Here is a 13,124-nt window from a genome sequence, read left to right as displayed (position 1 = left end):
CAGGCGCATCATTGGAGTTGCCGTGGGCCGGCGCGCCGGTCTGAGGAGACTTTTGGGCTGGCATGACCTACACCAACATCATTGATGACCTGCAACTGCTGGAGCCATCCGGCCCTTGGCCGGTCTGGCTGCAGGTGGTCATGGGGGCTTTGGCGGCAGTCTTGCTCGCTTACCTGGTCTGGCGGCGGCGGCGCCAACTGCGGCTGGAGGTTACGCCTGAGGCGGCCGCCCAGCAGGCCCTGGAGGATGCCTTGAGCGAGCTGGAAAAGGCGCATCGGCAACTTTCCCGCGAAAACTCGCGGCCTTATGCCATCTGCGTTTCCGGCATTGTCCGCCGGTATATTGAGCGCCGCTTCAACATTCATGCCCCGCGGCGTTCCACCGAGGAATTTCTGGCGGAGGCCCGCCATGCCCCCGAGCTGGCGCCGGCGCACCAGGAAAAGCTGGGGCACTTCCTGAAGTGCTGTGATTTCCTCAAGTTTGCCCGCGGCACCGCCGAGGTGGACGAGCTGGAAATGCTGCACCAGGCCGCCGTGATTTTTGTGACGGAAACGCAATTCAAACCATTGACCCCCGCTGAGCAGCAGGCCGCCCGAGCCGCCGCCGCGCCAGCCCCCGGCAAGGAGGTGCGCGCATGAAAGAGCTGCAACCGTGGTTTGAAACCTTCCGGTTTGAATCCTGGTGGCTGCTGCCGCTGTTGCTGTTGCTGCCCCTGTGGGCCTGGCTGCGGGGGCGCTGGGCGCCCGTGGCCGCCGTGCCTTTTTCCACGGGTGACCTGTTGAAGCCGGCCGCCCAACGCACCCGCTTCCGGCATGGACGCTGGCTGTGGTGGTTCAGGTTGCTGGCGCTGGCGCTGCTGTTGCTGGCGCTGGCGCGGCCGCAGGTGGAGAAAGGCATGAAAGATGTGGAGGCCAAGGGCATCAATATCATGCTGGTGCTGGATTTTTCCAGCACCATGAACAAACGCGACTTCACCATGGAGGGGCGCAAAGTGACGCGCGCCCAGGCGCTCATCAAAGTCATCAGCGAATTCATGCGCGCCCGCCCCAAGGACCGGCTGGGGCTGGTACGGTTTGACGCGGAAGCTTTTCTGGTCAGCCCGCTCACGCTGGACCATGACTATCTCATTCAACGCATCGCCACGGAGAAAAACGGGCGCGGCACCGCCCCCGGTTCCGGCGTGCTGATTGCCACGGAACATTTGTTGCCAGCCACCAACCAGACCAAGGTGATTATTCTGGTAAGTGATGCCGAGCAGGTAAATCAAGGCCCCCGGCCCGAGGAGGTGGCCCGCGCCATTGCGCCGCTGGGGGTGCGGGTGCATGTGATTCAAATCATTGACTTCAAGGAAATGGCCACGGTGAATCTGTCGCGCAACGAGATGGCGCAGATGGCCAAATTGACGGGCGGACAGGTGTTTCAGGTGGCTGACTTCACGGGGCTGCGCAGTGTGTATCAGCAAATTGACCTGCTGGAGAAAGCCAGCTTCAAAGAGGGCCAGCAGCGGGTGTATCGCGAGCTGGCGCCCTGGCTGGTGGCCGCCGCCCTCGCCCTGTTGTTGCTCGAATTATTACTCGCTCATACGGTATGGCGGAAACTACCTTGAGATTTGCCGAGCCGTGGTGGCTGCTGTTGATTCCGGTGGTCATCCCCGGCGCCATCTGGCTGTGGCGCTGGGCCGCCGGGCGCCGCCGCGCCTTGTTGAATCGAGTGGTGGCGCCGCGGCTGCAGCAGGCCCTGCTCCAGGCGGTGAACTACACCCGCCGCCGGCAAAAGCTGGTTTTTCTATTGGGGGGCCTGACCCTGCTGATTATCGCCCTGGCTCGTCCCATGCTGGGCAACCGCGAGGTGCGCGTGGAGCTGCCGGGGATTGATTATTTCATTGCCCTGGACATTTCCCGCAGCATGCTGGCGGAAGATGCCGCCGGCACCAACCGCCTCACGGCTGCCAAACGCGCGTTGACGCAATTGTTGCGCCAGCCGTCGGGCGACCGGGTGGGACTCATTGCTTTTGCGGGGGAGGCCTTTTTGATTTCGCCGATTTCCCAGGATCATGGCGCCATTGAGCGCTCACTGCTGGCCTTGTCCACCACTTCCGTTTCCAAACCCGGAACGGATATTGCGGCGGCCATTGAGCTGGCGCTTAAATCGTTTGAAGCCAAACAGGAGGCCGGCAAGGCCATTCTGGTGGTTTCGGATGGGGAGGAGCTGCAAGGCGATGCCATTCTGGCGGCGCGCAAGGCCGCGCAACAGAAGGTGGCCGTCTTTACGCTCGGCGTGGGCAGCGCGGCGGGGGCACGCCTTCCCGAACGCACGTGGGGTCAGCCCGTCAAGTTTGCCAAAAATGAATTTGGCCGCGAAGTCGTGTCCCGGATGAATGAGCGCGTGTTGCAACAAGTGGCCGCGGCGGGCAAGGGAGCGTATGCCCGGTTGGAGGATGAACGCGGCAAGGCGTTGTTGGGGCTTTACGAACAACACATCAAGCGATTGCCCAAGGGCACGCATGTCCGCAAATCCACGGACCCTCAGGAGGTTTATCAAATCCCGCTGGCGCTGGGCATTCTGTTGCTGATGATTGAAGGGTTGCTAAATGAACGGCGCCGGGTAACTTAAGTCTGTCTCACATGAACGCGCGCACCATCATCGGAACGGGATTGGTTCTGGGCGGTTTATGGATTTCATCGGCCCAGGCCGCTGCGCCTGACCTGGGTACCGCCCGCCGTGCCCTCAAGGAAAACCAGCCCGAACAGGCCGCCGCCGTCCTGCGCGAGCTGCGCAGCCAGCGGCCGACGGATCCGTGGCTGCAATACAACGAAGCGGTGGCGGCTTATGCAGCCAAAGACTATGACCGCGCCGACCAGCTTTGGCAGGAATTGGCCACGCGTGATTTGCCTCCCAAATTGCGGGACCGGGTGTGGGTGCAAATTGGCAATGTGTCTTTTCGCCGGGGCGAGCCGCTGGAACAGACGGACCCGCAAACCACGCTGCAGCTTTGGGAGCAAAGCCGCGAGTCCTACCGTATTTACCTCGTCAATCAACCGAAAGACAAAGTCGTCCGCCACAATTTGAAGGTGGTCGAATTACGGCTGGCCCAGCTCCATGCCCGGCTGGCGGCGGATTTGTTGCGCGAGGCCCGCAAACAAAGTCGGCTCGAAAACCAGATTCAGCTCATGCAGGCGGCGCTGGACCATCAACGCACGGCCGAGCATTTGGACCCGCAAAATTCGGAGCGCCAGCAACAGCGGCAGGCCACCGAAAGAGAGCTGGCGGAGAAGTTCACCCAAAAGGCCGAACGCCAGGAACAACGCGCGGATGCCACCTTGGCCAAGAGCCACCCGCCCTCCTGGGAGCGCCAGCAGGCCATGAAAGAATTGCGCAAGGCGCTGTCGGATTTTCAGGAGGCCAAATCCCTGGACCCGCAAAATCAACAGGCTGCGCAGGGCGAGCAGCGCGTCCAGGAAAAGCTGGCGCAATTACTGGCCATGGAAGGACGGCAGCTCCAACAGGAAGCACAGCAAATGAGCCAGCGCAATCCCGATGAAGCCATAGACAAATACGAGCAGGCGCTGGAAAAATATGAGGAATCCCTGGAGTTGAACCGGAATAATGAAATGGCGCAACAGGGGGCGGAGGAAGTGAAAGAAGCTCTGGAAAATCTGCACATGCAACGTGGCGACCAGCAGGCGCAGGAGGGCGAGCGGCAACAGAACCGGGACCTGGCCCAGGCCACCCAACAAATGCTCAGCGCTTTGCACCACTATCAGGAAGCGCTGGAAATCAATCCGGAAAACACCGCCGCCCCGCCTAAAATCGCCGACCTGCAGCGAAAATTGCCGGCCTTGTTGAATGAACTCGGCGAACGGGAGCGCCAACGGGCCGCCCAGGAAGAGGCCAAGTCGCTCGAAAGCGCCATCGCGCACATGGAAAAGGCCGCTACCAGTTTCCAGCGCTCCCAGGAAGTGCAGCCGGAAAACAACGAGCAGGCACGCGTGGGGGAAGAACAGGCCCGGCAGGAACTGGCCCGCCTGCGCCAGCAGTTGGCCGCCCGCAACCCGCAAAAACCGGACCAACAGCAAAAGAGCGAGCAACGCCGACAGGACCAGCAGGAAAGTTTCTGGTCGCTGCTCCATCAGGTGAAGGACGAAGACAAACAGCGCGAGTATGAGCAGGCCCGCCGTGCGCCCACCGAAGACTATACGCCAGACCAGAACCGGATTTTCAAAAATTGGTAAGTCTGTTTTCGGCCCTGGCCGACCCAAAGCGCCCGCCTGCCAGAGCAAGCGGACAACGCCTGGGATATAACTCAAGGCCTACCCATGAAAACCAATCACCCCAAGCCGGCTCCGGGCCGTCCCACCTTGGTACGGCATGAAGCCGAAGCCCCGCGCGAACGCAGCGCCTGCGGCTGGCGCTGCCGCCTCATCAGCCGCGAAGATGCGGCCCTGGGCCCGGCGGCCTGGGCGCATGCGGTGGATATTGACGGAGCCAAACCGCATTATCATCTGCGCTCCACCGAAATTTACTACGTGCTCGAGGGGAGCGGCGCAGTGGTTCTGGACGGCGTGGAGCACCAGGTTACCCAAGGCTCGCTGGTCCACATTCCGCCGGGGGTGGTCCATGGGGCGCGCGGACGCATGCGGGTCTTGGTGATTGGCATTCCCGACATTGCCGAGGATGATTATTTTGAACCCACCGCCAGTGAGCCTTCGGCCCCCGCTGGCTAATCCCCTGCCCTGTGTCCACGCGCAAAGACCGCGTTGCCGTTTGACGTTGAAGGACAAAGGTGGTCTCCCGCGGGCCGTGGGTTCTTGTTAAAATCAAGGGACCTGCTAAACTGCCTGCATGAACAGCCGGTGGCCCTTGATGGTTTCGGTGGCGCTAAACGTCCTGCTGGCGGGGACGCTGGTCTATTTGTGGCAGCGACAACCCGCGCCGCCACCGCCGCAGGTGGTTAAGGAAACCGTCACCAATGTGGTGGTGCGCGGGGTGGTGCGCCCGGGGCTGGCCGCCACCAACCTGGCGGGCTTAATCACCAATGTGTGGCGTGTCGTGGAGTCCCCCGACTACCGCACCTACATTGCCAACCTGCGCGCCATCGGCTGCCCGGAAGAGACCATTCGCGACATCATCATCACCGACATCAACAAGCTCTACGCCCAGAAACAACAGGCCATTAACCCTTACTTCAAGTCCAACCAGTATTGGCTGGCCGGCACGGCCGCCGTCAGCCCGGCTCAAGCGCGTGAATTCCAGCGCCAGCTTCGCCAGCTCGAACGCGAAAAACGCGAGCTGGTGCGCAATCTTCTAGGGGTGGATTACCAGGCGGAAATGGCCCGGCAAACACCCTATCTTCAGTTACAAGACCGGCAACTGGCCTTCCTGCCGGAAGCCAAGCGGGCGCGCATCCGGCAGATTCAAGAAAAATACAATGATCTGCGCGAGGACTTCGCGCTGCAACACGAAGGCCCCCTGACCGCGGAACTGCGCGCGCAACTGGAGACCTGGCAAAACCAGCAGGAGCAGGAAATTCGCGCCCTGCTAACCCCCGAGGAATTGCGGGAATACGACATGCGCGTCTCGCCTGTGGGCGTGGAGCTGCAAACGCGGATGAGCGCCTTCAGCGGAGCCAGCGAGGAGAATTACCGGCAGGTGTTTGCCATCGAGCAGCGCTACCAGGAACAGCTCAAGACGCTGCAAGCCGCCGGCGCACTCACGCCCGAAGCCCTCCAAAACCTGGAGCGCCAGCGCGAGATTGAATTAAAAAACACGCTGGGCGACCGCTACGGAGAATACGAGCGCACGCGGGACCCGGCTTATCGTGAGATTTACCAAACGATGCAGCAGCTTAAACTGCCCGCACAAACGGCTTCCACGGTGCATGACCTCAAGCGCGCGGCCGAGGAGCAATACCGGCAACTGGTGACCCACCCCGGGTTGACGCCAGAACAAGTCGAGGCGGGCGCCCGGGCCTTGCGCGCGGAAGTGGAGCGGACCATGCGGGAAATGATGGGCGAGACTGCCTACCAGCAATACCTGCGCCAAGGGGGGTACTGGGTGGAACGTCTCAGCGCCGTTCCAGCCACCTCCAACGCTCCCGCCCCTCCTACGGTTCCACAATGACCTTGAGCAAACCGGGCTCGCGCTGGTAGAGCCGTTCAAACCATTGCGGGGCGGCCTCGAGCGGGATGCGGGCGCTGATTAAGGGCTCCACGCGCATTGCCCCGCGCCGCAACAGCTCCAGACAGGCGGGATACTCGCCTTGCGAGGCGCATGACCCATATAGTGTCAATTCGCGTGTCACCACGGCCTGCAAGGGCAGCTCAATGTTGGGAGTAACGTTGCCCACCAGCCCCAGCGCGCCTCCCTTGCGCAGGCAGCGGATGGCCAACTGCACCGGGGCGGCGGCGCCCACTGCCTCCACGGCCACGTCCACTCCCCGCCCGCCGGTCATCGCGGCCACCTGCGCGGGCGCCTCCGGGTCACGGGCATCCAGGGCGGCATCGGCTCCCAGTTCCCGGGCCAGAGCCAGCTTGCGCGGTTCCACGTCCAGCGCCACAATTTTTCCACAGCCGGCCAGCCGCAACGCCTGCACCACCAGCAAGCCAATCATGCCCGTGCCCACCACTGCGGCCGAGTCCCCCAAACGTATGGGCAAGCGGTTCACCGCATGCACGGCAATGGACACCGGCTCCACCAGGGCGGCGTGGACGAATGACAAATCCTCCGGCAACGCCACCGCCGTCCGCTCCGGCACCACCACGTACTCGGCAAAAGCCCCGTGCCGCCGGTATTCGCCGCAGGACACGCCCAGCACCTGGCGGCGGTCGCATAAATTAATTTGGCCAGCCCGGCAATAAGCGCACTGGCCACAGTACACGGTGGAATCAAAGGTCACCCGGTCCCCGGGCTGAAAGCGGCTCACGGCGCCTCCCACCGCCTCCACCACGCCGGCGGCTTCGTGCCCCATGATAAGGGGTGGAATCCGCCGGCCACTGCTGCCGTCATAGCCGTGGATGTCGCTGCCACAAATGCCGCACGCCCGCACCCGCACCAATAATTCATCCGGCCCGGGTGTTGGGGCGGGGAAATCGGCAACCTCGAGGCGCCGGTAATCCGTCAGCAATAATGCCTTCATGCGCAGGCGCATGATAAAGGCAACGCGGGCAACCTTGTCGAGTGACATTTGGGCGGGGAGATTGACGGCGGGGATTATTTGGGCTAATGTAAGTCTGAGAATAATTTGTATGACCAAACGCGTGCAGCGGAGCGCTGCTTTTACGCTCATCGAACTGCTGGTGGTCATCGCCATCATCGCCATCCTCGCCGCCCTGCTGCTGCCCTCACTGGCTCAGGCCAAAAACCGGGCCAAGCGCATTGATTGCAGCAACCGCCTGCGCCAAATTGGGATTGGCTGGCGGATTTGGGCCGGGGACAACAACGGACGGTTTCCCTGGCATCTCAAGGTGGCTGACGGCGGGAGCCAGGATTCGGACATGTGGGTGGACCATTTCCGCGTGGCCTCCAATCAATTAGCCAATACACGCCTGCTGGTTTGCCCTGAAGATGTGGACAAAGTGGCGGAAACGCGCTGGGACTATTTAATGGGCGACAAGGATGTCAGTTATTTTGTAGGCACCAGCGCCGAGGAAACCAAGCCGCACAGCATATTGAGCGGCGACCACAATGTCACCGGCGGGGGAGGCTATCTGGACTTGATGTGGAATGAAGCCTACGGCACTTCCATTGACGCCGCGTGGGACAAGCGCGTGCACAATGAAAAAGGCAACATTCTTTTGAGTGACGGCAGCGTGCACCTGATGCGCACCGACCGTCTGCGGGAGCAAATCAGCACTGCCCTGGCCAGCGGCGTGACCAATGTGGTGTTCGCCCGTCCGCGGGCGCCGTTCTAATGCATCGCAGGCCGGGGAGTTCACCATGGGCAATTCCCGGGGCATAAACATCGCCGCCGCCAGCGTCATCGTACTTTCCCTGATATGGCTGGCGTGGTTCTTTCGCGATCCCCGGCCGGACTTCGATCCACGCCCGCACCGGGCCCTGGGGCAGGTGGTGGCCGAGGAAACGCTGCCTCTGCTCGGCCCCCAGGGCCGTGTGCTGCTCTTCGTGCGCGATTACCAAAGTTTTGATGTGCCGGCGGCGCAAGCGCAGGCGGAAGCTTTTTGTGCGGCCATCCGTGCCGCTGGCAAAACCGTGGCTATCACCAACTTCATTAAATTGGATCCGCTGCGCTCCACCGGTCTGACGGCGGATGCATTTTTGGATGCCGTGCGGCGGGCCAAGACCGGGGATGTGGTGGTGCTTTTTTTGCGGCCGCCAGAGCTGAATCCGGAACAAATGCAACTGGCGGCACGGCAGGCGGGGCGGGTGGTGGCTTTATGCACCGGCAGCGCGCCGCAACAAATCCCGTTGCGGCAAATGCTCGCTCAGGGGGTTTTGCACAAGGCCATTGTCAATCAATCTTGGCAGAAACCAGCCCCCACCCATAACGCCTCAGCCCGCCAATGGTTCGAGGCCTGGTACACGGTATGGACCAGGGAAACGCTGGCTGATACTACCGTCAAGCCATGAAGCCCGTCGCACCGCCAACGCCGAACCGTCGCCGGGGGGTGACCCAAACGGAGGTTTTGGTCATCTGCGCGCTGGTCCTGCTGCTCCTGAGCCTATTTTGGCCGCTGGGCACACGGCTGCGCGAGCGCTCGCGGGAAATGGTGTGCCACACCAATCTGAAACAAGTGGCCGCGGCTTTGAAATTTTATGCGGGCAACCATCAGGACACACTGCCGGCCATGACCTACAACAAACCGCCCGGCGGCTGGTGGTGGTACAAGGAACAAATCCGGGGCGAGACCCGACCCAACAGCCCGCCGTCCAGGGACAAGATTTTTGCCTGCCCCAGTGATAGGGGCTACGAAGGTCTGAGCGATGAAGCGGTGCCGTTTTGCGAAAGCGCCAAACATGCCTACAACAGTTATGTTTTCAACGGGGTCAACCTTCCCGGTCTGCCCAACATCGCCGGGCGCAAGGTGGGCAGCATCCGCCAGCCCGACCGCACGCTGCTGGTGATGGAATGGACGGCGCATGCCCCGCTTTCGTGGCATAAGAGCCGCACCGGCAGGCGCAATGCTCCCTTCTACAATAACGCCGAAAGCGTGGTGGCTTTTGTGGACGGTCACGTCAAACGCATCCCGATTTATTATGACGGGATGAATCCCGCCTACACCCGCGACCCCATTCCCGGTTATGAGTACAAATTCAGCGGCGATTAGGGCCCACCGCTTCGGCCTCTTTTGTGGGCTGGTCCTGCTCTGGGCAGGCGGGTACCCTGCTTTGGAGGCGGAAATTTATTACACGCCCTGGAAACCGATTTTCAAAGGCATCGAACTGGCACAAGGTACGAATACCGCGGGCTGGTCCGGCAATCCGCATGTGGTGCGGGCTTTGCGGGTGGATTTGCGGGACCCCGATGTGCGCGTTTTTACCACGCCGCCCAACACCAATAACTGGCTGGCCAATTCGCGGGAAACGTACAGCCATCGGCCCGGCAATTTTCTGCGGGAAAACCAATTGCGCGTGGCCATCAATGGCGCGCATTACGGCGGCAATACCGCCTATTCCACCCCCGATGGTGCAGCCACCTGGATTCACGGCCTGGCCATCTCTCAAGGCGTGCTGGTTTCCCCGGCCGACTCCTCGGTGGACGCGGAATCGCTGCTTTATTTTACCACCAACATGGTGCCCGATTTTATTCCTTACGGCGCACAAACCTTTAGTGACACCAACGGCCTCTACACCGCCATTCCGGGGATGTATCCGCTGGTGGTCAACGGCGTGAATGTGGGGTGGGATTACATCAACAACAACGACACCACCCACCGCGTGCAACCGCGCACCGCCATTGGCATTTCCGCCGACCGCCGCTACGTCATCATGCTGGTGATTGACGGCCGTCAATCCGACAGCGACGGCGCCAAGGATTATGAGACGGCCGACTGGCTGATTCTGTTTGGCGCGTATAACGGCATGAACCTGGATGGGGGCGGGTCCACTTGCATGGTCATGGCCAATGAATGCGGCGACCCGGTGATTCTCAATGACCCCAGTATCTATTATGCCACGGGCGGCCAGACCACCATGCGCTCGGTGGGCCACAACATTGGCTTTTATGCCAAGTCCCTCACCACTGAGCCGCTGCAAAATTCGCGCGTGACCGCCGGTCGCAGCATGGCCATGGTGCGATGGGACACCCCCTTTGCCGGCACCACCCAAGTGGAATATGGTTTAACACCGGCGCTGGGCAATGCCTCGCCCTTCATCGCCACGCCCACCACCAACCACACGGTATTGCTCACCGGATTGCCGCCGGGGCGCACCAATTATTTCCGGTTGCTTTCGCGCTCCAATCAAGTCGAGTACGCCAGTCCCATTTGTTTCTTCCTCACCCAAACCAACCCGCCGCCAGTGGGAGGCGGGTCTGCCCCCATGGAGCTGGTGTTTCCCGTCACCCAGAGTTGGAAATACAACACCAACAGCATGGACAACACCCCCGCCTGGAAAACACCGGCCTATAATGATTCCTCCTGGGGTGGCCCCGGCCCCGGTTTGCTGTATGTGGAAGACAATGATTACGTGTTTCCCAAAAACACACCGCTTCCCAGTCCACGCGGCCCCGGGGTGCCCTCCGCCAGCCCGCCCCTGCCCATCACGTATTATTTCCGCACCACCTTTGAATTTCCGACAAGTCCGGCCGGGGTTTCGCTGGTGTTTTCCAATTTAATTGATGACGGCGCGGTGTTCTATCTCAATGGCGCCGAGCTGTACCGGCTGCGGATGCCCGCCGCGCCGGCGGTCATTACCAGCACCACTTTGGCCAATGGCTTTCCAGCCGGGCCGCCCACTTATCAGCAAGGCGTTCACCCCCAATATGGAGATGCCGCAGCCGAAGCGCCTGCCCTCTTCACGGTGAGCGGCAATCTGGTCGCCACCAACCTCGTTCAGGGATTGAATCATCTGGCGGTGGAGGTCCATAACTACTCCGCCACCAGTCCCGACATTGTGTTCGGCACGGCTTTGTATTACACCCGCAGCGTGCTGCAAACCAACGCTCTCATCGTGGTGGCTTCCGATGTCTCGCTGCCGGTGCCCATCATCCTCGCCACCAATGACAATTATGGCATGGCCAGCGGCATCACGCCCTTTGAGCGGTTCTATTATCCCAATGCCACGGCCACGCTCACCGCCACGCAGACGGTGGGCGGGCTGGTGTTCAAGGAATGGCGGTTGGACGGCGCGGCCTTCAGCTCCAATTTGACCGTGACGGTGAACATGAACAGCAACCGGGTTTTGGAAGCCGTGTACGTCGCGCCCTCGCCGGTGGTTTATTGGACGCTCAGCATCCAATCCACGAATCCTCCCGCCGATGTGGGCATCACCGTGCAGCCAGCCGATGCTCAAGGACTGGCCAGCGCGGATACCCCCATGACACGGACCTATACCAACGGCGCCATCGTCACGCTTACGGCGCCGACCGTGGTGGGCGAAAAATTATTTGCCGGATGGTGGCTGAATGGAGTCCCGGTCACCACCAACCGCCAATGGGCCATTGAGATGGACACGAATTACACCGTGACTGCCGTGTTTAGAGACCCGCCCCCGCCGCCGGTGTGGGCGGTGTCCGTTAACTCGGTCAATCCCCATGAAGGGGTGGCTATTGAAATACAACCGCCAGATACCAATCAACTGGCGGGCGCATTGACTCCCTATACGCGCCATTACACCAATGCCACTTCCATCACCCTCACGGCACCCTTGCTGGCGGGTCTGCAACGCTTCCAGCATTGGTTGGTGGACAACCAAATCGCCTCCACCCAAGCCGTGCTGATGCTCAGTCTCGGAACCAACCTCACCGCCACCGCCGTCTATCAACCGCCGCCAGAGCCGCCGCTTCTAGGAGCGACTTTAAGTCAGGGAAAATTGGTGTTGGATTGGAGCGGTTCGGGATTCGTGTTACAGATGACCACCAACCTGCAGCCGCCGGTGATTTGGACCAATGTGCCCGGCCCGGTGACCTCCGGCCCCTACACCAATCCGGGCATGGAAATGCTGCAATTCTTCCGGCTGCGGGAAATCCTGCCGCCCGGCTCCCCTTGAAATTACTCTTTGGGGGGTGGGGGTGAGGGTGGTTCAAACGGGGGAACGCGTCCGGCCTTGCGTGCCTCCAGCCATTCTGAGGGGAAAACCCAGATACGCGCCAGATTGGGCGACTGATGGGCAGACGCCAATGGCCCGCCCTTGGCCGGCACAGAGCAGGCCCGCCACTCCCCTTTGGCCAACCGATGTATCTTCTGCGCCTGCAAATCCACCCACCATAACCCCGCAGAATCCCCTTCAGGCTCCGGAGAACCCAGAGCAATAATCAGGTATTGGCTGTCATGACCCCAGGCGACATATAAGTGGCGCATCACCCCCACCGGAATCAGGAATTGCAGTTCCTGCTTCTCGCGTCCAAACACGGCCATGTTTTCGTTGGTCAGGACAGCCACCCTTCGCCCATCCGGAGAAATCCAAGCTAATGGCGCTTTGTCCAACGTCCAATACACGGGCGGCTGGTCTTCCGCTTTATCCACCCGGCAGGCCACAATTTGCGCTTGGTTATCATCCACGACAAACAAGCGTTGCCCGTCGGCACTCCAATGAGGGCGGCTCCCGGGGTAGATAAAACGGGGACGGCCTCCCCTTTCATCCATCACCATGGTTTCGACTACGCGCATGAGACTACCCGGTGAAAATATTCCCGGCACCGTGCGGACCTGTTGATAGGCAATCCACCGGCCATCGGGTGACCACACTGACATCTGGGCATGTTCTATGAGGACACGATTGGTTTTGGTGTTCAAATCAAGAATTTCGATGCGCTCGGCGGGGCGCAGCGCAGTATAGGCCAATTGAAGGCCGTCCGGCGATAAGGAGGGATTGATGGCATTGGTGGCCACGGAGTAAGGCTGGGGAATGGGATTGATGGTTTGCGCCCCCACGGCGGTGGCCAGCAAGGCCCCAAGACATCCCGCAAAAAATTTGGCATGTGAAACAAAAATCATCGCCTAAATAAT

At 61.1% G+C, this 13,124-nt stretch carries 12 protein-coding genes; 10 read left to right on the top strand and 2 right to left on the bottom strand.

Translation table 11 applies throughout. The features are described from left to right. Positions 1–62 precede the first annotated feature (62 nt). The 6 genes from NXS98_RS02790 (at position 63) to NXS98_RS02765 (ending at position 6,120) form a co-directional block, all read left to right on the top strand. The gene (locus NXS98_RS02790; protein WP_283846945.1) at positions 63–638 is read left to right on the top strand and encodes a hypothetical protein; all 576 of its coding nucleotides are present in this window, start codon (positions 63–65) and stop codon (positions 636–638) included. Then, positions 635–1,606, top strand: a complete 972-nt coding sequence (locus tag NXS98_RS02785) for a VWA domain-containing protein (protein ID WP_283846944.1) — start codon at positions 635–637, stop codon at positions 1,604–1,606. The genes NXS98_RS02790 and NXS98_RS02785 overlap by 4 nt, the downstream gene beginning before the upstream one ends. Then, positions 1,588–2,613, top strand: coding sequence for a VWA domain-containing protein (locus NXS98_RS02780; protein ID WP_283846943.1), 1,026 nt, complete (start codon positions 1,588–1,590; stop codon positions 2,611–2,613). The genes NXS98_RS02785 and NXS98_RS02780 overlap by 19 nt, the downstream gene beginning before the upstream one ends. An 11-nt stretch (positions 2,614–2,624) precedes the next feature. Next, positions 2,625–4,232: a coiled-coil domain-containing protein gene (locus NXS98_RS02775; RefSeq protein ID WP_283846942.1), complete on the top strand. Its 1,608-nt coding sequence runs from the start codon at positions 2,625–2,627 to the stop codon at positions 4,230–4,232. An 84-nt stretch (positions 4,233–4,316) separates the two neighbouring features. Beyond that, the gene (locus NXS98_RS02770) at positions 4,317–4,724 is read left to right on the top strand and encodes a cupin domain-containing protein (RefSeq protein WP_283846941.1); all 408 of its coding nucleotides are present in this window, start codon (positions 4,317–4,319) and stop codon (positions 4,722–4,724) included. Between the two features lie 118 nt (positions 4,725–4,842). Further along, positions 4,843–6,120, top strand: coding sequence for a coiled-coil domain-containing protein (locus NXS98_RS02765; protein WP_283846940.1), 1,278 nt, complete (start codon positions 4,843–4,845; stop codon positions 6,118–6,120). Here the strand turns inward: NXS98_RS02765 and NXS98_RS02760 are convergent. After that, complete coding sequence (locus NXS98_RS02760; protein ID WP_283846939.1) at positions 6,104–7,135, bottom strand: galactitol-1-phosphate 5-dehydrogenase; 1,032 nt, start codon at positions 7,133–7,135, stop codon at positions 6,104–6,106. The two genes, NXS98_RS02765 and NXS98_RS02760, sit on opposite strands and share 17 nt — an antisense overlap. A 109-nt stretch (positions 7,136–7,244) precedes the next feature. Between NXS98_RS02760 and NXS98_RS02755 the strand changes: the two genes are divergently transcribed. Genes NXS98_RS02755 through NXS98_RS02740 form a run of 4 tightly spaced genes read left to right on the top strand, consistent with a single transcriptional unit; the run spans position 7,245 to position 12,165 of the window. Further along, complete coding sequence (locus tag NXS98_RS02755; protein WP_283846938.1) at positions 7,245–7,910, top strand: prepilin-type N-terminal cleavage/methylation domain-containing protein; 666 nt, start codon at positions 7,245–7,247, stop codon at positions 7,908–7,910. Between the two features lie 25 nt (positions 7,911–7,935). Beyond that, a complete protein-coding gene (locus NXS98_RS02750; RefSeq protein ID WP_283846937.1) occupies positions 7,936–8,586 on the top strand; it encodes a hypothetical protein in 651 nt (216 codons plus the stop codon). Next, a complete protein-coding gene (locus NXS98_RS02745; protein WP_283846936.1) occupies positions 8,583–9,284 on the top strand; it encodes a type II secretion system protein in 702 nt (233 codons plus the stop codon). Before NXS98_RS02750 ends, NXS98_RS02745 begins: the two co-directional genes overlap by 4 nt. Beyond that, a complete protein-coding gene (locus NXS98_RS02740; protein WP_283846934.1) occupies positions 9,259–12,165 on the top strand; it encodes a phosphodiester glycosidase family protein in 2,907 nt (968 codons plus the stop codon). The genes NXS98_RS02745 and NXS98_RS02740 overlap by 26 nt, the downstream gene beginning before the upstream one ends. 2 nt (positions 12,166–12,167) lie before the next feature. Here NXS98_RS02740 and NXS98_RS02735 read toward each other — a convergent pair whose 3' ends face one another. Further along, positions 12,168–13,112, bottom strand: a complete 945-nt coding sequence (locus NXS98_RS02735; protein WP_283846933.1) for a TolB family protein — start codon at positions 13,110–13,112, stop codon at positions 12,168–12,170. Positions 13,113–13,124: the final 12 nt, after the last annotated feature.

The organism is Fontisphaera persica (assembly GCF_024832785.1).
Lineage (GTDB): Bacteria > Verrucomicrobiota > Verrucomicrobiia > Limisphaerales > Fontisphaeraceae > Fontisphaera > Fontisphaera persica.
Note: the sequence above shows the minus strand (reverse complement) of the source record. Positions and strands in the feature narration are given on the sequence as shown.

Bases quoted from the DNA above. Each gene is read 5' to 3' on its own strand.
- NXS98_RS02790 (WP_283846945.1), top strand. From the start codon at position 63: ATGACCTACACCAACATCATTGATGACCTGCAACTGCTGGAGCCATCC.
- NXS98_RS02785 (WP_283846944.1), top strand. From the start codon at position 635: ATGAAAGAGCTGCAACCGTGGTTTGAAACCTTCCGGTTTGAATCCTGG.
- NXS98_RS02780 (WP_283846943.1), top strand. From the start codon at position 1,588: ATGGCGGAAACTACCTTGAGATTTGCCGAGCCGTGGTGGCTGCTGTTG.
- NXS98_RS02775 (WP_283846942.1), top strand. From the start codon at position 2,625: ATGAACGCGCGCACCATCATCGGAACGGGATTGGTTCTGGGCGGTTTA.
- NXS98_RS02770 (WP_283846941.1), top strand. From the start codon at position 4,317: ATGAAAACCAATCACCCCAAGCCGGCTCCGGGCCGTCCCACCTTGGTA.
- NXS98_RS02765 (WP_283846940.1), top strand. From the start codon at position 4,843: ATGAACAGCCGGTGGCCCTTGATGGTTTCGGTGGCGCTAAACGTCCTG.
- NXS98_RS02760 (WP_283846939.1), bottom strand. From the start codon at position 7,135: ATGAAGGCATTATTGCTGACGGATTACCGGCGCCTCGAGGTTGCCGAT.
- NXS98_RS02755 (WP_283846938.1), top strand. From the start codon at position 7,245: ATGACCAAACGCGTGCAGCGGAGCGCTGCTTTTACGCTCATCGAACTG.
- NXS98_RS02750 (WP_283846937.1), top strand. From the start codon at position 7,936: ATGGGCAATTCCCGGGGCATAAACATCGCCGCCGCCAGCGTCATCGTA.
- NXS98_RS02745 (WP_283846936.1), top strand. From the start codon at position 8,583: ATGAAGCCCGTCGCACCGCCAACGCCGAACCGTCGCCGGGGGGTGACC.
- NXS98_RS02740 (WP_283846934.1), top strand. From the start codon at position 9,259: ATGAGTACAAATTCAGCGGCGATTAGGGCCCACCGCTTCGGCCTCTTT.
- NXS98_RS02735 (WP_283846933.1), bottom strand. From the start codon at position 13,112: ATGATTTTTGTTTCACATGCCAAATTTTTTGCGGGATGTCTTGGGGCC.